Origin of the sequence: Clostridium sp. FS41, from assembly GCF_000954015.1 — a bacterium.
GTDB lineage: Bacteria > Bacillota > Clostridia > Lachnospirales > Lachnospiraceae > Enterocloster > Enterocloster citroniae.
Genome location: NZ_JYHN01000046.1, coordinates 115,090 through 136,485, shown reverse-complemented (window position 1 = coordinate 136,485; position 21,396 = coordinate 115,090). Strand labels below are relative to the sequence as shown.

Annotated in this window: 19 protein-coding genes; 16 read left to right on the top strand and 3 right to left on the bottom strand. The window is 49.8% G+C overall.

The genetic code is table 11. The annotated features are described in order from the left end of the window. Positions 1 to 6: 6 nt before the first annotated feature. From CLFS41_RS07495 to CLFS41_RS07475, 5 genes are read left to right on the top strand one after another with little or no spacing between them, the layout of a single operon-like run. Positions 7 to 1,326 carry an SLC13 family permease gene (locus CLFS41_RS07495; RefSeq protein WP_045091907.1) on the top strand — a complete coding sequence of 440 codons (1,320 nt, stop codon included), beginning with the start codon at positions 7 to 9 and terminating at the stop codon, positions 1,324 to 1,326. 20 nt (positions 1,327 to 1,346) lie between these two features. Continuing rightward, positions 1,347 to 2,585, top strand: coding sequence for an MFS transporter (locus tag CLFS41_RS07490; protein ID WP_045091906.1), 1,239 nt, complete (start codon positions 1,347 to 1,349; stop codon positions 2,583 to 2,585). Between the two features lie 45 nt (positions 2,586 to 2,630). Next, positions 2,631 to 3,614 (top strand): uroporphyrinogen decarboxylase family protein, encoded by a 984-nt coding sequence (locus tag CLFS41_RS07485; RefSeq protein ID WP_045091905.1) that lies wholly within the window; start codon positions 2,631 to 2,633, stop codon positions 3,612 to 3,614. Positions 3,615 to 3,650: 36 nt separating this feature from the next. Further along, on the top strand, positions 3,651 to 4,508 hold the full coding sequence (locus CLFS41_RS07480) for an aldo/keto reductase (RefSeq protein WP_045091904.1): 858 nt from the start codon (positions 3,651 to 3,653) through the stop codon (positions 4,506 to 4,508). Positions 4,509 to 4,537: 29 nt separating this feature from the next. After that, complete coding sequence (locus CLFS41_RS07475; protein WP_045091903.1) at positions 4,538 to 5,878, top strand: M20/M25/M40 family metallo-hydrolase; 1,341 nt, start codon at positions 4,538 to 4,540, stop codon at positions 5,876 to 5,878. Here the strand turns inward: CLFS41_RS07475 and CLFS41_RS07470 are convergent. Both CLFS41_RS07470 and CLFS41_RS07465 read right to left on the bottom strand, forming a co-directional pair. After that, positions 5,844 to 6,752 (bottom strand): LysR family transcriptional regulator, encoded by a 909-nt coding sequence (locus tag CLFS41_RS07470; RefSeq protein WP_045091902.1) that lies wholly within the window; start codon positions 6,750 to 6,752, stop codon positions 5,844 to 5,846. The two genes, CLFS41_RS07475 and CLFS41_RS07470, sit on opposite strands and share 35 nt — an antisense overlap. Then, on the bottom strand, positions 6,733 to 7,722 hold the full coding sequence (locus tag CLFS41_RS07465) for a LysR family transcriptional regulator (RefSeq protein ID WP_045091901.1): 990 nt from the start codon (positions 7,720 to 7,722) through the stop codon (positions 6,733 to 6,735). The genes CLFS41_RS07470 and CLFS41_RS07465 overlap by 20 nt, the downstream gene beginning before the upstream one ends. Positions 7,723 to 7,935: 213 nt before the next feature. Between CLFS41_RS07465 and CLFS41_RS07460 the strand changes: the two genes are divergently transcribed. From CLFS41_RS07460 to CLFS41_RS07425, 8 genes are all read left to right on the top strand, one after another. Then, complete coding sequence (locus CLFS41_RS07460; RefSeq protein ID WP_007859950.1) at positions 7,936 to 9,216, top strand: SLC13 family permease; 1,281 nt, start codon at positions 7,936 to 7,938, stop codon at positions 9,214 to 9,216. A 26-nt stretch (positions 9,217 to 9,242) separates the two neighbouring features. Continuing rightward, on the top strand, positions 9,243 to 11,045 hold the full coding sequence (locus CLFS41_RS07455; RefSeq protein WP_045091900.1) for an alpha/beta hydrolase-fold protein: 1,803 nt from the start codon (positions 9,243 to 9,245) through the stop codon (positions 11,043 to 11,045). A gap of 72 nt (positions 11,046 to 11,117) precedes the next feature. Then, positions 11,118 to 11,444 carry a hypothetical protein gene (locus CLFS41_RS07450; protein ID WP_045091899.1) on the top strand — a complete coding sequence of 109 codons (327 nt, stop codon included), beginning with the start codon at positions 11,118 to 11,120 and terminating at the stop codon, positions 11,442 to 11,444. Between the two features lie 341 nt (positions 11,445 to 11,785). Continuing rightward, positions 11,786 to 12,463, top strand: a complete 678-nt coding sequence (locus CLFS41_RS28935) for a nitroreductase family protein (protein WP_052665661.1) — start codon at positions 11,786 to 11,788, stop codon at positions 12,461 to 12,463. 111 nt (positions 12,464 to 12,574) lie between these two features. Continuing rightward, positions 12,575 to 12,976, top strand: a complete 402-nt coding sequence (locus CLFS41_RS07435; RefSeq protein WP_045091897.1) for a chitobiase/beta-hexosaminidase C-terminal domain-containing protein — start codon at positions 12,575 to 12,577, stop codon at positions 12,974 to 12,976. Then, on the top strand, positions 12,933 to 14,753 hold the full coding sequence (locus tag CLFS41_RS07430; RefSeq protein ID WP_207642652.1) for a CotH kinase family protein: 1,821 nt from the start codon (positions 12,933 to 12,935) through the stop codon (positions 14,751 to 14,753). The genes CLFS41_RS07435 and CLFS41_RS07430 overlap by 44 nt, the downstream gene beginning before the upstream one ends. Before the next feature lie 385 nt (positions 14,754 to 15,138). Further along, positions 15,139 to 15,282, top strand: coding sequence for a hypothetical protein (locus CLFS41_RS30050; protein ID WP_007859941.1), 144 nt, complete (start codon positions 15,139 to 15,141; stop codon positions 15,280 to 15,282). A 22-nt stretch (positions 15,283 to 15,304) separates the two neighbouring features. Then, positions 15,305 to 15,718, top strand: a complete 414-nt coding sequence (locus CLFS41_RS07425) for a DUF11 domain-containing protein (protein ID WP_157140259.1) — start codon at positions 15,305 to 15,307, stop codon at positions 15,716 to 15,718. 170 nt (positions 15,719 to 15,888) lie between these two features. Here CLFS41_RS07425 and CLFS41_RS07420 read toward each other — a convergent pair whose 3' ends face one another. Next, positions 15,889 to 16,578, bottom strand: coding sequence for an FCD domain-containing protein (locus CLFS41_RS07420; protein WP_045091896.1), 690 nt, complete (start codon positions 16,576 to 16,578; stop codon positions 15,889 to 15,891). A gap of 197 nt (positions 16,579 to 16,775) precedes the next feature. Here CLFS41_RS07420 and CLFS41_RS07415 point away from each other — a divergent pair, with 197 nt between their 5' ends. From CLFS41_RS07415 to CLFS41_RS07405, 3 genes are read left to right on the top strand one after another with little or no spacing between them, the layout of a single operon-like run. Continuing rightward, positions 16,776 to 18,041, top strand: coding sequence for a hypothetical protein (locus CLFS41_RS07415; RefSeq protein ID WP_007859936.1), 1,266 nt, complete (start codon positions 16,776 to 16,778; stop codon positions 18,039 to 18,041). A gap of 46 nt (positions 18,042 to 18,087) precedes the next feature. Then, entirely contained in the window at positions 18,088 to 18,900 is an 813-nt protein-coding gene (proC, locus tag CLFS41_RS07410) for a pyrroline-5-carboxylate reductase (RefSeq protein WP_007859935.1), read from the top strand. A gap of 21 nt (positions 18,901 to 18,921) precedes the next feature. Next, positions 18,922 to 21,051, top strand: coding sequence for a hydantoinase/oxoprolinase family protein (locus CLFS41_RS07405; RefSeq protein WP_045091895.1), 2,130 nt, complete (start codon positions 18,922 to 18,924; stop codon positions 21,049 to 21,051). Positions 21,052 to 21,396: the final 345 nt, after the last annotated feature.

Sequence of the window (21,396 nt, the reverse complement as noted above, 5' to 3'; positions counted from 1 at the left end):
GAGCGTATGACAGGAACAAGCGGGCTGTTGGTGTTCCTGGCGGCGATTTTTTTTGCGATCCTGCTGGGGACAAAAGCCAGATGTAATCTGGGGGTTGCGGGACTGAGCTTTGCCTTTTTGATCGGGCTTATCCTGATGGGAAAGACAGCTTCGGAGGTGGTGAGTTATTTTCCCACATCCCTGTTTTTTACAATGATGATCGTCAGTTTTTTCTACGGATATGCTGCGGAGAATCAGTCGTTAAAGGTCCTTTCCAAATGGATGATCTATGTCTGCCGCACAAAGCTGCATATCCTGCCGCTGTTTTTATACCTGGTCACCTTTCTGATCTCTGCCACAGGAGCGGGGGCAGGGGCAACTCCGGTTATCATGGCACCCATTGCCTTCAGCCTGGCGCAGCAGATCGGTTTTAGCCCGGTGGTGGCGGTATTATCAGTGAATCTTGGGGCGCTGGGAGGAGGTATTCAGGCATGGACCAGCAGCGGAGCCATGTTCCGCGGCATTGCGGAAACATATCTTGGGGAAAGGGTGGCAGAAGCGGCGGGATGGTCTTACGGGCTTGTGCTGCTGTTCGTGCCTGCTGTCTTTTTCCTTTTGGTCTATCTGTGGTACCAGAGGGATACACAGATCACGGATACGGAACTTAAAAGACCGGAGTCCCTTAACGGGGAACAAAAGCGCGCTCTGTGGATCATCATGGCTGTTATGGTATTAGTGATTGCGCCAGTGTTTATCAATGTGTTGTTTGAAATACCTGCGGCAAAGTGGTTTTCCGCCAAATTTGACATTAAAGTGCTCTGCACCTTTGGCATTGTGTTCCATTCAGCCATGAAAAACGGCAACACGCAGAAGGTGATCAGGGAATACATTCCATGGACCACGATCATAATGGTCTGCGGGATGTCCACCATGATCAGCATGATCGTTGAGACAGGTGTGGCGGATATGATGGGAAGCTGGCTTGGCAAGAGCCTTCCTGCGGTGCTGATCATTCCGCTTATCATACTGGCCAGCGGGCTGCTCAGTTTTGTCACTACAGGGCCGGCAGTGATCTTTCCGCTTTTTATGCCTATGTTTGCCGTGCTTTCCCAGTCCAGCGGCATCAGCATGGTGGCATTGACGACCGCATTGTTTGCAGGAGCGGGTTCCACGGGAATGAGTCCTTTTTCGCAGGGGGGCGCTGTAGCGCTTGCGGGGTGCAGGGACGAGGCGGTCAGGGAAAAGCTATGGCCAAGACAGGTGCTGTATTCGTTGTTGTTTTTAGGTTTTTATGTATTGATCGGTTTTACCGGACTGTTCCGGTTTGCCGCCAGTTTGTTTGAATAATGGGAAAAGAGGTATTTGGGATGACAGAGTCGAAAAAGTTTGATCCTAAGGGAACCCTGATGGGTTTTAAATCACTTGCAACACGCAATGCCATATTGGCAATTCTTTTAAATATCACAAATCAGTACACCAATAATATGAGAACCAGCTTTCGGGCAATGGTAGGTAATTCCATTGGCTTAAGCGGTACGGCGATCGGTCTGGCGTTTTCCATTTTTACCATAGCGGCCATGTTGATGCGTACTCCTTCAGGCGCTGTGGCTGACAATAAGCGGGATAAGATCAAGTACATACTGGCAGGCGGTTTTATAGCAAAGGCTATTGTATTTGCAATGTTCGCCTTTATTAAAACTCCGGCAATGTACTACGCGGTGTATATTATTGACGGCGCAATCTATTCCTTTATCACGACCCTGGTGCCGGTTATTTTGGCCTGTTCCGTTGACAGAAAGGCAATGGGATCCGCCTATGCGCTTTACATGGGCTTGATGCAGGTTGCCATATCCACGGCAAGATCTTTTTCTGTTTCTATTTTCAACACAAAAGGGCAGACCACAGTGGCATTTATAACAGCCGCCCTGTCATTGACCTCGGTTGTTGTGGCTCTCTGCCTTGACGGCTCAAAGCTCTATGTAAAAAGGGGGCCGGCCAAAGGGGACGCGTCATCTCCTGCCGGAAAAAGGGGAATCCTTTCAGGACTCAACATGGCCATGCTTCCCCTGGCCATCTGCTGCGGCCTGTGTATTTTCCCCAACACCATTGACGGAAATTTTACAGTGCTCCGGGCAGAGGCTGCAAATTTTGAATACCTGGGCGCTCTTACCCTTGGACAGACCATTTACGGAGTCATGAGCATTGTAACCGGCTTTTTGTGTGATATTGTCAGTCCGGCGATCCTTATCATAATTTCACTGGCGGGTATGATCGCAGGCTTTGGTTTAATGGGGGTAGCCACCACAAGCGGTTCCTTCTGCGCAGGCATTATGATCTACCAGATCTGCCGTTATTGGAACTCCCCCTTTAAGATTATCGGCATGAAGGCGGTTTCCAACAGCGAGCAGGGATCATTTCAGGCCACCATGCTGCTTGTGACGGACGTGGTAACGATCTTTGCTTCCACCATTGCCGGTATGGTGGCGGATGCCATGGGATACTCAGGAGCGTATTTGCTGACAGTAGGTGTATTGGTTGTAAACCTGGTCCTTTTCCTGCTGCTGAAAAAGAGCGGAAAGATCAATGAGAAATCAAGTGTGGAATAGGGACAGGAAAATAATAAAAATAAAAATATTCAGGAGGTTAACACAATGACGAAAAAAGATTGGGTAAAAAAGGTATTTGACGGAGAAACGGTTGAGCGGGTGCCCATGGGATTTTGGCATCATTTTATCCCCCATTCCAAGATGGGGCTGATCCCAACCCATCCGGAGCTGACAGAGGAGTACTTTGAGATGAACCGCCAGTGGCTGAAGGATTTAAACCCGGACTTTGTAAAAATCATGTCTGACGGATATCTGATGATGCCCATTGACATTGGAGGGGGCACACCGGAGGAGATCGCAGATGTAAAAACAGTGGATCTGCAGGCATTTATCAATGGTTCAGCCAATATCGCAAAGGGATGCAGGGAAATCTACGGACCAGATATGCTGCTTCTTATGAATATCTTTTCCCCGTTTATCACACTGGTAAAACAGATCCGGATCTGCTATAAGGATGAAGCGTATCCGGTGTTAAAACAGATGATCCGGGAGTATCCTGACCAGATAAAGGCCGGTGTGGAAAAAATCACGGATTATATGATCCAGGTGGTGAAGGCGGTAATGGGCGAGGACCGCGCAGACGGTATCTATCTTTGCACAAGGCAGTGTACCATGGATGAGGAGGCCGTAAAGCTTTTGATCAATCCATCAGAGATCCGGCTGATTAAAGCGGCAAATGAAATCTGTACCTACAATGCGGCTCATATCTGTGATTTTGACGGAAAGCAGACCGATATGGCCCTTTATGCAGAATATCCCGTAAAGGTGTTTAACTGGGCGGTTAAGACAGAGGGATTGAAACTCAGTGAGGGAAGGGAGATATTTGGAGGAAGAACGGTTATGGGTGGTTTTGATATGAATAAAGACGGCGTTCTCTATACTGGTCCAAGGGAAGCCATCAAGGCAGAGACTGAAAAAATCCTTGCCGATGCAGGCAGACAACATGTGATCCTTGGCGCCGACTGTACGGTGGACCCATCCATTGATACAGAGCATCTGGTATGGGTACGCGAGTTTGCCAATGGTTAATGCCTGACGGTCAGGTGCGCTTTAAAGGAGGAGTATATGGAATATTTTCAGTTAAATAACGGAATAGGGATACCGGCTGTGGGAAGCGGCACCAATTCATTCGGACGTGACAGCGGGGATCTGAGGTCGGCTCCCACAGGCAATTTTGCCGCCATGGAATCAGCGGTCAAAGCGGGATACCGGTTTTTTGACAGTGCAATTTCCTATGGAAATGAGGAAGGCATTGGAGCCTGTATAAAAAACAGCAAAATTAAGCGGGAGGAATTCTTTATACTGAGCAAGATCCCCAACAGGGCTCCATACAACTGCACGCCGGAAAGTATACGTCAGAGTGTGGAGGACAGTTTAAAACGCATGGGAACAGATTATTTTGACCTGTACACCATTCATCAGGCAGTGGACTACAACAGCCCGGACGGCAGGATGAACGGGAAAGTCACGATTGCCCTCTATAAGGTTTTGGAAGAGTTATACAGGGAAGGAAAATTCCGGGCTCTTGGGGTTGCTAATTTTGACAAGGAGCAGCTGGAGATTCTGATGGAGCAGACGGAGGTTGTGCCCGCGTGCAACCAATTCCGGTGCAATCCGGCCCAGCGCAGCTGGGAGACAGTCCGCTTCTGCCGTATGAACGGCGTCCTCCCTATCGCGCATTCCCCGATGAATTTTACCGCAAAAGCATTTCAGCCTGATGAGGCGGCGGCAGACCGTTTTAAGAGGGCAGCTGCAGGCATCGGTGAAAAATACGGAAAAACCTGGGCGCAGGTATTGCTCCGTTATAATTATCAGAGTGGTATTTGCTCTATACCGAAATCGCATTCCGTCTCATCACAGCGTCAGAATCTGGATATCTTTGACTTTTGCCTGAGTGAAGAGGAGATGGAATCCCTGTTTTAAAAAAAGCGTTTTAGATGAGGAGATAAAGGATGTTACCAGATAAAGAAGTTTTTGCAGCGCATTTATCCCATATGGTCAGGTTCCCCACTGTTTCAGACATTGATGAGGACAAAATGAATTTTGAGCCATTCTATCAGCTTCACCAATATCTTGAGAATACCTATCCCCTGGTCCATAAAACATTTGAAAAAAAGATCATTGGAAAAGCAGCGCTTTTGTATCACTGGAGGGTAAAACAGGATAGCGGTGCTTTGCCGATCCTGCTGGCAGCCCATCAGGATGTGGTGCCCGAGGGGGATCACGGTAAATGGAAATATCCCCCTTATGAGGGCAGGATTGCGGATAACCGGATCTATGGGCGCGGTACTTTGGACTGCAAATCCATGCTGATGGGTGAAATGGAGGCTTTGGAAGCGCTGATCGCAGAAGGCTATGAACCGAAACAGGATATCTATCTTGCCTATGGCTATAACGAAGAGGTGGGGACCACAACAGAAAAGCCCTCAGCCAGATTGATCTGTGAATATCTGGAGGCACATGGCGTAAGGCTGGGGCTGGTTATTGATGAAGGCGGGGAGATCGTGCCGGGATCCACAGCGGGTGTAAAGGGACTGCTGGGTAATATAGCGGTAGCGGAAAAGGGATATGCCTCCATTGAAGTATACAAGACAGGAAACGCCGGTCACCCGGCCATGCCCGGGAATCACTGCGTGATAGCGGATCTTGCCCGGGTGATCGTAAAAATAGCGGATTATCCAAGACCCTACAGGGTAACGGCTCCAATGGAAATGCAATATAAAATGTTGGCGGATCTGGTGGATGAGAACAGGGAATATTACGAAGATATCAGCAGCCATATAGACTGGCTGGTCCCGCGTCTTGATGGGGACCCGCGCACAGGTGCAAAATTTCAGACAACTCTCGCCATGACAATGGCAAGCGCAAGCCCCAGTCCCAGTTCACTGCCTGAAAAGGCCAGTATCAGCATGAATATCCGCCTTTTGGAAGGGGATACGGTAGAAGGCATTTTAAAGGATTTTAGGGACTTGGCCGGTGAGGGCAGCGGTGTTAAGATCGATCTGATTGCGGGAAGGGATCCGTCACCTGCATCTCAGGTGGACCCGGAGCTGTTTGGGCGCTTTGGCGCTGCCCTTGATCAGATTTATCCAAAGATCAAGGTGGTCCCGGTCATATGTATCGGAGGAACGGATGCATTTTACTATCACCCTATCTGTGAACGGGTATACCGTTTCTCTGGAGGAAGGCGTCATCCTGACAATGGTCCGTCCCATGGGTTCAATGAATCTTATTCTCTTGACACGATAGAAGATATACCTAAATTTTTCTATTATTTTTTAAAGCAGTGCTGAATGAAACCCGTATCACCTCCGGCACATCCCGTTTCCCCTTATCCGGTTTTGTATAGTTGGGATAGGCCAGGATAAAATTAAACGTTTTCGGCGGTTTAAGGGGAAGGATGAAAAAGTGCCGCTCTGCGTGATCAGGAATCATGGAGGATGGCAGGAAGGTGGCGCCCCTGCCTTCCTCCAGGAAATTCCTGGCCATGATATGATCGTCCACCTCATAGATCCGGTTCAGGGAAATGTGGTGCTTGGCAAGGATCTCATTCTCAATCCCGCGGGTATAGGTCCCGCTTTTTAAAAGGATAAAGGGCAGCGGGTTGCAGTCCTCAATGGTGGGTTCCCTGGTCAGCTGGCCGCGCAGATATGCCCTGGGCACCACTAAAAGCAGCTGGTCCTCGCCCAGCACATCCTCTGTAAGCAGGGTGTGGTTCAGGGGCGGGGAACAGATCAGCGCAAAATCAGCCAGGTCGTTGAGCAGATAAGCTACACTGACCCTGGAATCCGCCCGGAGCAGCTGAAAATCAGTATCAGGCAGCCGGGTGTTAAGTTCCGGGATGATCACAGAAGCCGCTTTCTCATAGAGCATTGGAGCAGCGGCGATCCGGACGGAGTGGTGCTTTTGAGGAATGACATTCAGCTTATCCATGGTGTCTTTCTGGATCTTGAGGATCCTGCGGGCCCCTTTCAGATAGATCCGTCCGGCCTCGGTTGGGACCATCCTGTGGTTTTCGCTTTTAAACAAGGTATGGCCCAGCTGGGCTTCTTCATTTTTCAGGCACTGGCTGACCGCGGAGGGTGAGATAAAATAAGCTTTTGCCACTCCGGTCATGGTCCCTATTCGTTCCAATGCCAGCATATATTCAAATCTTGTTATATTCATAAGCATCTATCCTCAATTTTCTTTGTTCAAGATAATAATCAGCATACTGATGCATGTAATAGGGCGATCCCCAGTTATTCATCACAAGATGGATCAGATATTCTTCCGCGTCCGAAAGGGGATGTCCGCTTCGCAGGCCGATTCCCTGGTACACAACGATGCGGGGGGAGAGGGAGTACACGGAAATGCCGTCCTCCGGATTGTAGTAAGAGTCCGGGATCATGGCGGCGCCCACTCCGTTCAGCACCATTTCATAGAGAAGGGGGATCACGTTGGAGCGGAAAATGATATTGGATTCCAGTCCGGCGTTCCGGTACAGGGTAAGGACCATGTCGCCGTAGGAGGTCTCGGAAGCAGTGGTCAGGATCGGGGTGCCGGCCAGGTTTGCCAGATCCATTGCCGGATAGGGCTGGTTTGGAGGCAGGGTTTTGTAATCGTAGGAGAGAGGGTGGCCTTTGGGCAGCATGACCAGCAGTTCCTCATCCATGAATTTCAGGTATTCCAGATTGGGCAGGCTGGTCTCCATGGCGCCTAAAAGGGACATGGTGATCTCGCCTTCGGAAAGTATTTTCTTAAGGACGGGGTTTTTGTCGCTGACAAACTGGAGATCGATATCAGGGTATTTACGGCGGAACTCGGAATAGATCTTTGCAAACGCCTGGGCGCCCCTGATCGGGCTTCCTCCCAGAATAATACTCTGTTTTGATTTCTGGGATAATGCGTCCAGCTCCCTACGGATCTCAAGTGCGGCCTCCAGGCATTCCCTGCATCCCTCCAGATAGATCTGCCCTGCTTCCGTGAAGACAAGGCCGTTCCTGGAACGGATCACCAGGGGCATGCCGATCTCCTGTTCCAGGTCCAGGAGCCATTTGGAAAGGGCGGGCTGGGACAGGTTAAGGCGCCGGGCCGCTCTTGTGAGGGAGCCCTCGCCGGCCAGTGCGGCCATATATTTCTGATCCTTCAGATACATGGAAATCCTCCATAACTTTTACTTAAAATTAACATAATTTTTATATTGTTGTCAATAAGAAAAATTTAAACTATACTAAAAACACAGAATCAACAAGGATATTGAGTGATTCCTAATTGCCGGCAAATTAGGGGATATGTCCATTCAAAATCCGTAGAAGAGACAATTGAATAAATTTTACTTAAAATATAAAAAGTATGAGGGGGTTCATTTATGCAGATGTATATTGTGTTAGGATTGCTGGTCTTTATGATCGCCATGTTCTTTACCCATAAGGTCCCTTATGGCGTGACCACCATGACCTGCTGCGTAATGCTTGCTTTAACAGGTGTGTTTGATATTTCAACTGCATTTTCAGGTCTGGCCAACAAGACCACGATTCTCATTGCCTGTATGTTTACGGTTGCCTATGCCTTTGGAAAGACCAGTCTCATTAACAAGGTGCGCAACAGCATGGAGCGGATCAAGGGAAAGAGCGGACTGGCATTTATTATCTTTTTATTCCTGGTGACCATTGTCCTTGCACAGCTGATGGGCAGGACAGCCATTATTTCCATTGTGGCACTGTTCCTGGTTTCACTGGATGATAAGGATGAGATCTGCGCTTCACGTATGATCTTTGCGGCATTTGCCGTTATGGCTGCGTGGAGCCTTAAATTCCCGGTAGGGCTGGGTGCAACCATGTCGCCCACAGCAAACGCTTATTATGAAGGGATCATCAATAATCCCGACCTGATGCTTCTGCCCGGGGATTTTATCAAGGTATCCTTTATCCCCGCCACTGCGCTTACGGTTTATGCGCTGTTTGCATGGAAATTCATTCCCAGGCATGGGGTCAATACTTCGGATGTAAAAGAGGTAAAGGAAGCTGCCGCCATCTCAAAGCGGGATGAGACCATTATCAATATTGTGTTTATTGGTGTTCTCCTTGGATTCATTTTCGGTGCAAGGATCGGTAACCTGATGTATGTGATCCCGGCCGCCGGTGTTCTTGTGCTGCTTTATACAAAAACCCTGACAACCAAAGAGACGGTCAACTCCCTCACCGGTGACATGGTGTGGATGATCGCCGGTGTTCTGGTCATGTCGGACGCCATTGGTAAGTCCGGTGTGGGCGATATGATTGGCAACTGGCTTCTTATCCTTCTTGGGGAAAAGCCTTCCGGCATGTTCGTACTGTTTGTTTTTGCAGTGACTACCATTGTGATGACCACATTCATGTCCAACACGGGAACAGCCGCTGTTCTGACACCCATTGCCGCATCCCTTTCCATGGTCGCGGGCATGGATCCCAGGGGGATTGTACTGATCATTAATATTGCTTCCATCATGGCCATTGCGTTTCCAAGCGGGTCCGCTGAGTGTGCCCTTGCCTTTGCCATCGGCCAGCACGAGCCGGGTAAACTTCTTAAGTTTACAATGCCTTACCTGTTGATCGCGGTTGTGACCCTCGTTGTATCAGCCAGCATTTTCTTTCCGGTATATCCGGCTTGATCAGATTAAAAAGAGAGGTGTTTTGTATGAGATCATATTTACAGGAACCGGTGGCCCAGGCACTGCCTGACGCGTCCCTGGTTACCATTGACAAGCAGCATTATTACAGACAGTTCCTGCACGGATATTACCAGTTTGACTGTGGGGTGGGAGAGGGCGTGATCCGTTCCTCAAAATTTTACATACCGGAAGGATCTGTGTACAATCAACCCACTGTGTTTATCGGTGTGCCGGGCGGATCTAACCCATGGGAGTTTATGGTGGACAGCGGCTGGAAGGAATTATCGGATCAATACGGGCTTTATCTTGTGCTCATGGAAGCAAAAGATGAGAAGGGATGGAATAATGACAAAGAGGATCTGGATTATCTGAACGCCCTGAATAATGACCTTGCGGTCCGGCCCATGTTCTGCTCCTTCCAGGCCAATTTCTATGCCGTGGCTTATGGGGATTGCGCTGATGCGGTGGGCGCCCAGAGCAGGATGATGCCAAGGGCGTATGCGGCCTTAGCCCTGCTGGGGACAAAGGGAATGACGGAAGAAGAAGTAAGGACCCTGCAGGCATCGCCATCCCGGGTGGAAGGCATTTCACTCAGTGAAGTGCAGTGGCCGGTATGGCTTGGCTTTGCCGGAAAGGATGAAGCTGCCCGGAGGATGATCGGCTATTACAGGCATTCAAACCACAGTATGGAATCTCCTGTGGAGGATGGGAGCAGGATGATCTGGCATCCGCAAAAGGGCGGCACTGTGGATGAGCATTGGTGCGCAAAGGTGGTGGCTGATTTCGGGCCATGGAATGCGTGGGTGGGCCGGGAGTACAGCGAAGCGATCCTGACAGAGCTTTTTGACGGGATCTACCGCTACCCGGGTACTAACAACGGCGCCCTGAGACAGGCGGGCAATATCTACCAACGGGGATTTAAAAAGTTTTCGGCCGATGTGTGGGGCGGATACTATGCGGACCGCCGCGATACGTACCGCAGGGAGTGGTATGTATATGTTCCCGAGTCCGCGCCAACAGACAGGGAACTGCCCGCCCTGTTTGTGTTCCATGGGGCAGGAGGCAGCGGGGATGAGATCGCTGACCGCATTGGGTGGAGTTATGTGGCGGATCAGTATGGGTTTATGATCATCATGCCCACCGCGTCTGAGCCGAATGAGGTGCGCTCCATCAGCGGACTTAAGACCAATAACATTTTCCGGGCCATGTGGAATACCGGATATCCCCAGCCGGAGCGGCCGGAGGATATAAGGTTCCTGGACTTTTTGTACCAGTGGCTGACCGGCCATTATCCGGTTGACAAAAGCCGTGTCTACGGAAGCGGCCAGTCCTCAGGCGGGATGATGAGCTGGGCCTGCGCTGCCTACCGCCCTGATTATTTTGCGGCAGTGGCTCCATTTTCCGCAAGGCACACCGACATAGAGGCAGTGGAGCGGGGAGAAAAGGAGCGGCCGGCCGTGCAGGGCTCCCTGATACCCATCATAGCCAATCTGGGCTGCTGCGATTCTGCGTTTAAGGGCGGATTTACACAGGCGGAGAAACTGGTGGACCACTGGTGTAACCGATACGGGCTCACAAAGAAATGGGCGGATTACAGCTACATGGACGGCGGGAAAAACTGCAGCTTTAAGGAAGGGCTGGTGACCCATTATATATTTGAGACAGAGGACCATGTGCCCATGCTGCATTTGACGGAGACCGATACAAAGGCCCATGCCACCTGGCCCAGCGAGTGTGAGTATGTGTGGAATGAATTTATGGCAAAATTTACAAAGGACCCGGAAACAAAAGAACTGTATTATGAAGGGAAAAAGATTGGAATAATCTGATGATGACTGTTATAATAAAGGTAGAAGCCGGCTGACGAAAGGAAAATGGAAACATTGGAAAATGGAGGGGCTATGTGGCATTATACCAAATGTACATCAGAGGACAGGAAAGAAAAATTAAAACAACTGGCAGATGCTTTTAAAAAGGAAAACGATTGTCTGAGATACTTATCCGGCGTACAAAGCTATATCAGCAGCGCGCAGACCACAATGGTGCTGCTCCAGGATCTGGACGCCAACCTGATGATTGAAATGGATTATGTTCCCATTAACAACTATATGTTCCATGTGGTCTGCATTAAGGATAACGGGATCAAGGAACAGGGACGGCCCTGCAGGACCGTTATGCAGGCAGTGGATGAGTTTTGGGGTTGGATGGAAGGCGGATCCAGGAGGTAGGCGGGCAGAGCCCGGTGAAGTTTTGGGGGTGCGGTTCAATTGGAACCGCACCTTTTTTGCAGGCAGGATTGTTTTATGGTTTGGATTGTTTATGATCATTGCGAAAAGGGTTTTTATGAATTATCTGAATGCACTTGTACCATATACATTATATGAAAAGATCTGCGGGGGAATATTGGAATCCCTTGAGGAGTTTATTTAAACTTTACCTTTATCCTGTATAATTGAAAAAGCTCAGAGGTGCTGCCTGAGAGGGAAAAGATACTTATATCCAAAAGGAAGCAGGAAAGCTTAAGCGGGCTTATACCAAGCTGCAAAGCAGATGAAGGAAAGGAGCAATTATGAAAAAAGTAATTATGAAAAAAGGTGTGTGCGGTTCTATTTTAATGGTTCTTATATTGTCGTCTCTATCTTCCGCATGCAGCAAACATGCAGATAACGGCAGTGGTAAAAATGCTGCGTCACTGCTGATTGATGCCAGAACAACGCAGTATTTTACACAGGAGCGTGTTCCTGAGGAGGATATGGAGCATATCCTTCAGGCAGGAATAAATGCCCCCAGTGCAATGAACCAACAGCCATGGCATTTTACGGCTGTAACAAACAGGGAGATTCTGCAGCAGATATCGGATGAAATGTCTGCAAACCGCCCGGCACAGGCAGATAGGGGTGAATCAACGGTTAAAAAAGCAGGAATTGCGGATGCACCTTTAGCCATCATCATATCCTGTCAGGAGGGTTCTGAATTTGATGCTGGCCTTGCCTGCCAGAATATGCTTGCGGAGGCAAAACTGCTGGGGTATGGGGGAAAGATCCTCTCATCCCCAACCATTGTCTTAAACGGCGATAAAAAGGCGGAATACAGATCCCTGCTGGGAATACCGGAGGATCAAAGCGCAGCCGCAGTATTACTGGTGGGGAGTGAGGACCGCTCGGCAGATGAAACAATGGATGGAGTGACAGGGCCATCGGTCCGCAGCAATGCGGCTGATATGGTGACGTATGTGACTTCGGAGTAGGAAAAAAATCAGTTTATTTGGTACGCAGATTCTTCACAGCGTTTTCAGCTTAATTTAATGTTCTCATGCTATATTAAAAAAGAGGTAAAAAAAGTGCGGAGGAGAGCAGCTTTGAAGAATACTATAATTCGGGCAACGGCCATTTGCGTAACGGCGGCCATGTTATGTTCTGCGGCCGGGTGCAGCCGGATAGCTGGTGAAACGGCAGGAAGTACGGAACAAATAAGTGATAATGCAGCAAAAACAGGCAGTGTGATATTTTCACGGGAAAGTAGCTTTTATGAGCAGGAGTTTGTGTTGGAACTTTCCACAGACACGGAGAATGGGATCATCCGATATACGCTGGACGGCAGCGACCCAACGGATGGATCACCGGAGTACGCAGCGGGAATCACAATTAAGGACAGAACCGGCGAGGAGAACCTGCTCTCGAATCAGGCTGCCGGCACGCTTGGACAGGGCGGAGGCTTTGGCAGCGGAGGGCTCCAACCTTTCCATGGAGCAAGGCAATGATCCAAAAGGAGCAGATACAGACAGCAATGAACCGAAACCTGCAAATACAGACAGAGAACAGCGCGGGCCTGGCAATGGCGGCGGCAGAGGTCCCCGTGGAGGTTCTTTATCGGCGGAACCGGCGGAAAATGTGTTTAAGGGAACCGTGGTGAAGGCAGCGGTATTTTCGGCAGAAGGGGATATATTATCCCATATCTCGGTCAAGTCATATTTTGTCAGCCAGAATATTATGTCGCGGTATGGCAGCCTGCCGGTGGTATCCGTTGTCACCGACTCGTCCAATCTCTTTGACGAGGCGACCGGTATTTACGCCAATTACAGCCAGTCCGGTTCCGACTGGGAAAGGCCGGTGTATTTTGAACTGTTTGAACCGGACGGTACGTTGGTGGTTTCCCAGAACATGGGGGTGCGGATCAACGGAGGCACGACCCGGTCCCTGGCACAAAAGGCTTTGCGTTTTTACGCCAAGGATAGCTATGACAAGGAGAACCCCACCATAGAGCATGAGATTTTTGATGGTCTGACAAAGTCCTGTAATGACGATATCCTTGCCACATTCAAGCGGATTATTTTGCGCTCCAGCGGCAATGACAATTCCGGTACTCTGTTCAGGGATGCATTGATGCAGGAACTTGTCAGTGATCTGAATGTGGACACCCAGGCAGCACGGCCCTGCGTTGCTTTTGTAAACGGGGAATTTTTGGGTATATACAATATCCGTGAGCGATACGATGACCATTATTTTGCAAACCATTATGATATTGATGGGGACCGTGTGACGGTCCTGGAGATTGCAAGCGGAAACAGCACGCCCGAGGTCAGCGAGGGGGAAGAAAGCGATCTGGAATATTATGAGGAGATGTGGAATTTTTTCAATGACCATTCCATGGCAGATGAAAGCAGCTACCAGAAAGCGTTGGAGTATGTGGACATAGATAATCTCATGGATTACCATATTGCCAATATTTATTCCGCCAATACGGACTGGCCGGCCAATAATAACGTTTTCTGGCGGTACAGGACAGAGAACGGCGGATATGACGGCGGAGCGGAGTGGTACAAGGACGGGCGCTACCGTTGGATCATCAAGGATATGGACTGGGGTTTTGGGCTGATGAGCGATCAGACCAACGATACCTTGTCCCATGCCCTGAATGAAAGTTCATCCGGAAGACGGGGCAATGGTTTCACTTCCTCCCAATCAACACTGATATTCAGACGTTTGCTGGAAAACCAAGGGTTCCAGGCCGGATTTATCAACCGGTTCTGCGATGTGATGAATACAAATTATAACGCCGGCACGGTGGCGGAAGCGATCAGCAACTGGAAATCAGAGATTGAGCCTGCCATCGATGAACAGGCGAACCGTTATCCCGGCTCCGTACCAGGCAGGGAAAGCTGGGAAACTGCCGTGGACAAGATGGTCCGGTTCGCGCAGGAACGCGCCGGATACATGGAGGGCTATTTGCAGGAACGTTTCTCCTTGTCAAATGTTGTGGACGTGACGCTTTTTACGGACAGTGAGGCCGGTTTTATCCGTATCAATGATACTGATATTACAGAAGAAACAAAGGGCGTGTCCGATGCCTCATCCTGGAGCGGACGGTATTTTGCGGGGACCGCGCAGCGCCTTAGGGCAGAGGCAAAGGATGGCCATGGGTTTGTCAAATTCGTGGTAACGGATCTGGCGGAAGGTACCACAGTGGAATATAGAGATCCTGCCATTGAGGTGACGCTGGGGAGTGCCGGTACTAAAGTTGAGGCCGTGTTTGAGTAGGGCGTCTGGAAATGTCCGATGGAAGGTTTAAAACCAGGGACTGTTTGTGATCAGATTTTAATATGGGGGTGCATAGGACCCCTTCGCTTTCCACCGGATAGGGCAGGATTCCAATATCGCAGGTATGAGCGATCACATGGTTTACGATATCGTCAGGATTCTGGATACTGGATGAAATGGACATGTCAGGATAATGGGAGGATAGCTCCGGGAGTACGGTCCACAAGGGTGCAGGGGCACAGGATTCAACAGTAACGGAATGGAGGCTTTTGACAGTGTGCCGTAATAAGCAAATGCTACAAACTGTTCTAATTCTATCAGATTCAGCATGGCAGCTCCTTGTTTTAGTATTCATTTTATGAAATATTAGGAAGCCTACCGGGCCATGGAGGAGGCATATGGGTCCGGGAAGATCCGGTCCATGGGCGTCAGTGTATTTGATTTTGCCCTGAACGATGAGGAGATGGAGGCACTTGCCGGGCTGGACCAGGGGCGTAAGCGCATTTTGAGGGATTCCCGCGGAATTTAATGTGGCCTCCAATGAGGTTCCGGTGCTGATCGAAGGTTTCCTGACAGATATTTCAGTAACTAAGACAGCCGGTTCCGGCTCTGTAAAGCAGGGAGCACAACTGACCTACACCATCACAGCGTCAAATGCAGATCCGTCCTCAGCGGAAAATGTAACATTGACCGACAGTATACCAGCTGCACTCACCGGAGTGGAATTTTCCACGGATGGCGGAGTGACATTTAATCCATGGCCGGGGATCCTGGGCTTTGGCACCATGGTAAGCGGGAAAACACAGACGATCCTGATCAGGGGGACGGCTCGTCCGGACGCTCAGGGAAGCATTTCCAATACCGCGGACGTAACTTCCACACCACCGGATCCCATTCGGATAACAACACGTCAACTGCCGCAACGGCCATTATTACGCCTAGATGCCAGGCCCTTGCAGATGTGATGGATTCGGAACTGTTTCCATGTTGGAAAACACACTTCAGGCAAAGCTGCAAAGCGCAGCCTCGCAGCTGGATGATTGTTTTCAGATAAGAATATAAAGATAGTCTGAAAACATAAAACCTCTATGGATCGGCCTGCTGACAGGAGCAGGGGATTTCCATAGAGGTTTTTTTAAAATATCTTACTCAGTTTCTCCGCCACATCGGCCATCTTCTGCATATGGAAACTCATTTCCCGGACAGCAGCAGCTTCATCATGGCTGCATATGGCATCGGTTATGGCTTTATGCTCGCGGATGGAGCGGTTTAGCCTTTCCTGGGTGTAGGAGGACTGCTTGGAACGGGTATAGAGCACGGCCTCATTCAACAGGTTTTCCATGATGGCGATAATGGCTCCGTTTTTGGAGGCGCGGATGATCGCCATGTGAAAACGGATATTTTCCTCATGCCATGGGCTGTAGGCACTGGCTTCCCGTTCGTAGGCCAGACAGGCGTCCCTGATGGCTTGAATGTCGTCCTGTGCGGCACGCTTGGCAGCCAGTCCTGCCGCAGTCACTTCCAGGGAAATTCGGACTTCGATCAGGGACTGCAGATCCACTGTGTCCAGATTCAGTACTTTTTTAAATATGGTGGCTCCGGGCTGCCGGCTTTTCAGCATGGTACCTACCTGGGGGATGACATCAAACATGTCTTCATGGGCCAGCTTCTGGATCGCATTGCGCAGCTGGCCTCGGGAAATATTCAGTTTTGCGGCCAGCTGCCGTTCGGACGGGAGGAGGGAACCCACCTGTAGATCATTGTCCTGTATAAACTGGATCAGTTTTGTTTCGGCAGACGCTGTCTTATCTTTATCTTCATTCATTGTGATTCCCCTTTTCTAAATGTATTAAAAAACCCTGATAGGGGTGGTCCTTTTATTATACTAAATATTACAGGTATTTCAAGTTCTGCCAAAAATTCATAAAAGAATTGACATTGAGCAGCAACCTTGTTATAATATTAACAACACTGGTTAACCAATGGATAACCAGAATGACAAATGAAAAGAGGAGGTTTTTTATGTTACAGGGGATTTTGATCATTGCTATTTTTCTGGTGTTTGCATTCTTGATCTTTAAGAATAAAATACCTACGTTTCTCGCTCTGATGGCTATGGCCATTCTGATCGGTATTGTGGGCGGCGTGCCTCTTAATGGAAAGGAAGGGATCCTGTCAAGTATATTGGAAAAGGGTTCAACGGGAATGGCATCTTCCATTATGGCCCTGATTTTCGGCGCATGGCTGGGCGAGATCATGACCGCCACAGGAGTGACAAAGGATATTATCAGGCGTGCCACGGAACTGGGAGGGAACCGGCCGCTGCTTTTATCATTTATCCTGAATATTGCGGTCATCCTGCTGTTTACCGCAGTTACCGGCCTGGGGGCAACCATCATGATCGGTACTCTGGTGCTGCCTATTCTGCTGGCTGTAGGGATCACACCGGTTGTGGCAGGGGCAATGTTTATCTTTGCCAGGGCAGTAGGGCTGATTCTCAATGTAGCTCAGTGGCAGCTTTACATGAGTGCAGCCGGTCTGGAAATTAATGATATCAAGCCATATGCCCTGATCGTTATGGGAGTGGGGATCCTGGGACTGCTGGTATTCATGCTGATGGAAGTGAAGATGAAGGGGAGAAAGGCCTGGGCTGTCACGGTTACACCTGAGGCCGGGGATGATATCAAGGTTAATCCATGGGCGCTTCTGATGCCTGTTATACCGTTTCCGCTGATCCTTGGATTAGGCTGGCCTATTGTTCCGGCTCTGATGGCGGCCTGCACATATGGAGCAGCAGTTACCACTGGAAGGGCGATGCTGAAAACCCTTGCCAAGACAGGCCCCACTGCTGTAAAGACCGCGGCCCCTTCCATTATGATCATGGTTGCCATCGGTATGGTGATCGCATCGGTGGGCAGTCCTGAAGTATCTGCAAGCATGGCCGGACTTATGAGCCGCATACTGCCTCATGGCCGGATGACATACATCCTTTTCTTTGCACTGCTTGCTCCCCTTTGCCTGTACCGCGGCCCCTTCAATATGTGGGGATTGGGAAGCGGTGTCCTGGGGCTTATGATTGCTTCGCAGATTTTGCCGGTACATGCCATTGTGGCGGCGTTCCTGGCCTGCCATCTGTTCCTGCTGGCTTGCGACCCGACCAACTCACACCATGTATGGGCGGCTGACTATCTAAAGATTGAAGTGTTTGATCTGACAAAGAAGTCTTTCCTGTATCTGTGGGTGACGGCAGCGGTTTGTATTGGAATCTTTGGCTTTATTGCGTTTTAACATAGGGAGATAACAGTGGAAATATAAAAGTGAGGAGATCGGTATTATGTTGAATTATAAAGTGGGTTTTATTGGAAGCGGGAATATGGCACATGCCATCATGAAAGGGATCGTGGACAGCCGGACCGTGGCGCCGGAGCATATTTATGTGTTTGATATTGACCGGCAAAAGCTGGAGTCCATGAAACAGGAATATGGAGTAAATCCTGTGAACAACAATGTTGAACTGACCCAGTGCTGTGATCTCCTGATACTGGCGGTGAAACCATACATATGCCAGCTTGTGCTGGATGAGATTAATCCTTATCTCAGGCAGGAACATATGCTGGTATCCATTGCAGCGGGATGGAGTACGGAAAAACTCAGGACAGCTGTGGCAAAAAGAGCCAAGGTGCTAAAGGTCATGCCTAATACTCCAGCCATGGTAGGAGCCGGTGTCATGATTTTTAGTAGGGATAATGATCTCAGTCCTGAGGAACTGGAGAATGTGAAAGTGCTTTTTTCAGCCAACGGTCTGGTAGAATTGCTGGATGAGGATAAGATGTTTGCCACAACCGGCATCAGCGGTACCATACCTGCCTGCGTCTCCATGTATATAGAGGCGCTGGCGGACGGCGGAGTAGCCAATGGCCTTCCAAGGGACTTTGCGCTGCGGGTAGCTGCCCAGGCAGTGATGGGTTCTGCAAAAATGGTTCTGGAGTCGGGTAAGCACCCGGGCATCCTGAAAGACCAGGTGTGTACACCTGGAGGAACTACCATAGAGGCGGTGTGTTCACTGGAGGAGGATGGGTTCAGGGGAACCGTAATACGTGCCTGCAACAGGTGCACTAAGAAAAGTTTCGATATGCTGAAAAAATAAATGCAGGAGGGTGGTGGAATCATGTACCGGATTGGTATAGATGTAGGGGGAACCTTTACAGATGCAGTGGCCATAGATGACAGAACAGGAGATCTGGTTGGGATCGTAAAGGTTCCCACCACCCATCACCATGAAAAAGGGGTATCGGAAGGAATCAGAAATGCCCTGTGCCGTTTGATGGAGACATGTAAGATCGCCCCGGAACAGGTGGCGTTTATCGCTCACGGCACCACTCAGGCAACCAATGCTCTTTTAGAGGGGGATGTAGATCCGGTTGCAGTCATAGGATGCGGGGAGGGCCTGGGAGCGGCCAGAATCAGGCAGGAGACCACGTTTAAGGAACTCTCCCTTGGTGCCGGAAACAGGATTAAGGTCATCAGTTTTTTCCTCAAGGGATTTGATGAGAATACCTGCCGCAGCATAATGGGGGAAATTGTGGGACTGGGGATTAAAACCGTGGTGGCTGCCTCGGCATACAGCGTGGACGATCCGCAGGTTGAAAACAGCATCCGGAGTTTGGCTGAGGAGGCGGGGCTTTTCTGCACCAGGACCTGCGACATGTCGGGCCTGTACGGGCTGCGGACAAGAACGCAGACCGCAGTTATCAATGCCTGCATACTGCCCAAGATGATGGAAACCGTCAGCTATATGGCAGACAGCGTGGCGCAGACAGGAATCAGTAAACCTTTGATGATTATGCGTTCCGATGGCGGCGTGATGAGTGCGGATGAAGTGCAAAGAAGACCAATCCAGACCATATTGTCGGGGCCGGCGGCTGGTGTGGCAGGAATACTGATGCATGAAAATACATCCGAGGGCATTTTCCTGGAAACAGGAGGAACCAGCACGGACATATCGGTCATCCATAATGGGCAGGTCATCAACAGGTGGGCCTGTATCGGGGAACATAATACTTATATACGTTCCCTGGATATCCACACCATTGGGGTAGCGGGCGGGAGTATGGTGCGCCTGGAAGACGGCCGCCTGGCCTGCGGTCCCAGAAGCGCCCATATTGCCGGGCTGGAATATCTCTGCTTTGCAAAGGGGATACATGTGCATGAGCTGGAACCGTATACATTTTCCCGCGGCAGTGACTGCGCCCAATACTTTGCGGTAAGGGACAGAATTACCGGAACAGAATATGCATTGACCCTGACATGTCTGGCTAATTATGGGGGATATATAGGCCCGAATGACTTTTCCCATGGATCTGCGGACCAGGCAAAAGCAGGAGTGAAGCTGCTGGCGGAGTATGTGCATAAATCCACGGATGAGGTACTGGGGGAAGTGTTTGGATATGCAGCCGACTGTGTCCGCAGTGTGATCGGAACAATGGAGGAAAACAATTCCCTGGGCGGGGTTACCCTGCCCCTGATCGGCGGAGGGGGAGGAAGTCCATCCCTTCTTCCGGCAGTGGCTGGGATCCTGGGGAGGGAATACCGTTACTGCAGGGACCCCATTGCCATTTCACCCATTGGGGTGGGTTTGGCAATGATACGGGAAGTATGTGAACGGACCATCCAGTCCCCAACCATGGAGGAACTGGAGAAATTAAAGGCCGAGGCGGTCCAGGGGGCGATCCGGGCAGGGGCTGTGCGGGATACGGTGCAGGTCATCATGGAATCAGAACCCCAGAGAGGTATTGTCAGGGCGGTTGCCACTGGTTTGGCGGATCACAGAAATAGGAAATCACATACCTTCCCCCTGGAAGAATCCCAGATAGAGGATATCATAAAAAAACAGGAAAAAGACTTCCGGCATGGGGAATCAATGATGGATTCCAACGGGAGCTTTTGGCTGTGCAGGGTGGAACACAGGCAGAAGAATCCGTTTATGGAATTCTTTTGCAGGAAAAAACCATCCGTATATGTACTCGCCTATGATGGAACACTCCGCTTATACAGACAAAGCGGGGGTTATGGAAAAACCACTGCTGGAAGAGCTGTTAAATCCATGGAAAAGCTGCTGGAGGAATACAGCGAGTATGGTGATATGGGAGAAAAGCTGCCTCAGGTGTGGGTGGCGGCAGGTGAACGGCTGATAGATTATTCCATGATACGCAGGCGTGAGGAACTATTGGAACTGCTGGCATTTGAGATGAAGGAATATGGGGATCAGGATACGGTATTTATTGTGCTGGGGATATAGTAAAGTAGTTAGATTTAGGTGCTGCCATGCAAACGGTTGGAAAACCGCAAGCAGGGCAGCACTTTTTTCCTTCACAGAGAGGATTTGTTAATAGACATCAACTCTAAAAAATGTCGATTAAATCCTGGATTTCCAGATGTATTTTTGGGGGATTATGGTACCCTCAGTGGATAAGGGCACACACGCCCCAACCGCCGCCAAAAAAGGAATTTGAAAATAACCGCATAATGCGCAGAATTATCATACTCTTAATTGCAGGATGCCTGCTGGTGGGGATTTCCTGTGCCCGTTTTTATGAACAGGTGCGCAACGACCAGTTCGGCAGGGAGGCCCGGGCAGTTCCTT

Excerpts from the sequence above, each read along its gene's own strand:
- CLFS41_RS07495 (WP_045091907.1), top strand. The coding sequence starts at position 7 with ATGACAGGAACAAGCGGGCTGTTGGTGTTCCTGGCGGCGATTTTTTTT.
- CLFS41_RS07490 (WP_045091906.1), top strand. The coding sequence starts at position 1,347 with ATGACAGAGTCGAAAAAGTTTGATCCTAAGGGAACCCTGATGGGTTTT.
- CLFS41_RS07485 (WP_045091905.1), top strand. The coding sequence starts at position 2,631 with ATGACGAAAAAAGATTGGGTAAAAAAGGTATTTGACGGAGAAACGGTT.
- CLFS41_RS07480 (WP_045091904.1), top strand. The coding sequence starts at position 3,651 with ATGGAATATTTTCAGTTAAATAACGGAATAGGGATACCGGCTGTGGGA.
- CLFS41_RS07475 (WP_045091903.1), top strand. The coding sequence starts at position 4,538 with ATGTTACCAGATAAAGAAGTTTTTGCAGCGCATTTATCCCATATGGTC.
- CLFS41_RS07470 (WP_045091902.1), bottom strand. The coding sequence starts at position 6,752 with ATGAATATAACAAGATTTGAATATATGCTGGCATTGGAACGAATAGGG.
- CLFS41_RS07465 (WP_045091901.1), bottom strand. The coding sequence starts at position 7,722 with ATGTATCTGAAGGATCAGAAATATATGGCCGCACTGGCCGGCGAGGGC.
- CLFS41_RS07460 (WP_007859950.1), top strand. The coding sequence starts at position 7,936 with ATGCAGATGTATATTGTGTTAGGATTGCTGGTCTTTATGATCGCCATG.
- CLFS41_RS07455 (WP_045091900.1), top strand. The coding sequence starts at position 9,243 with ATGAGATCATATTTACAGGAACCGGTGGCCCAGGCACTGCCTGACGCG.
- CLFS41_RS07450 (WP_045091899.1), top strand. The coding sequence starts at position 11,118 with ATGTGGCATTATACCAAATGTACATCAGAGGACAGGAAAGAAAAATTA.
- CLFS41_RS28935 (WP_052665661.1), top strand. The coding sequence starts at position 11,786 with ATGAAAAAAGTAATTATGAAAAAAGGTGTGTGCGGTTCTATTTTAATG.
- CLFS41_RS30050 (WP_007859941.1), top strand. The coding sequence starts at position 15,139 with ATGGAGGAGGCATATGGGTCCGGGAAGATCCGGTCCATGGGCGTCAGT.
- CLFS41_RS07420 (WP_045091896.1), bottom strand. The coding sequence starts at position 16,578 with ATGAATGAAGATAAAGATAAGACAGCGTCTGCCGAAACAAAACTGATC.
- CLFS41_RS07415 (WP_007859936.1), top strand. The coding sequence starts at position 16,776 with ATGTTACAGGGGATTTTGATCATTGCTATTTTTCTGGTGTTTGCATTC.
- proC (WP_007859935.1), top strand. The coding sequence starts at position 18,088 with ATGTTGAATTATAAAGTGGGTTTTATTGGAAGCGGGAATATGGCACAT.
- CLFS41_RS07405 (WP_045091895.1), top strand. The coding sequence starts at position 18,922 with ATGTACCGGATTGGTATAGATGTAGGGGGAACCTTTACAGATGCAGTG.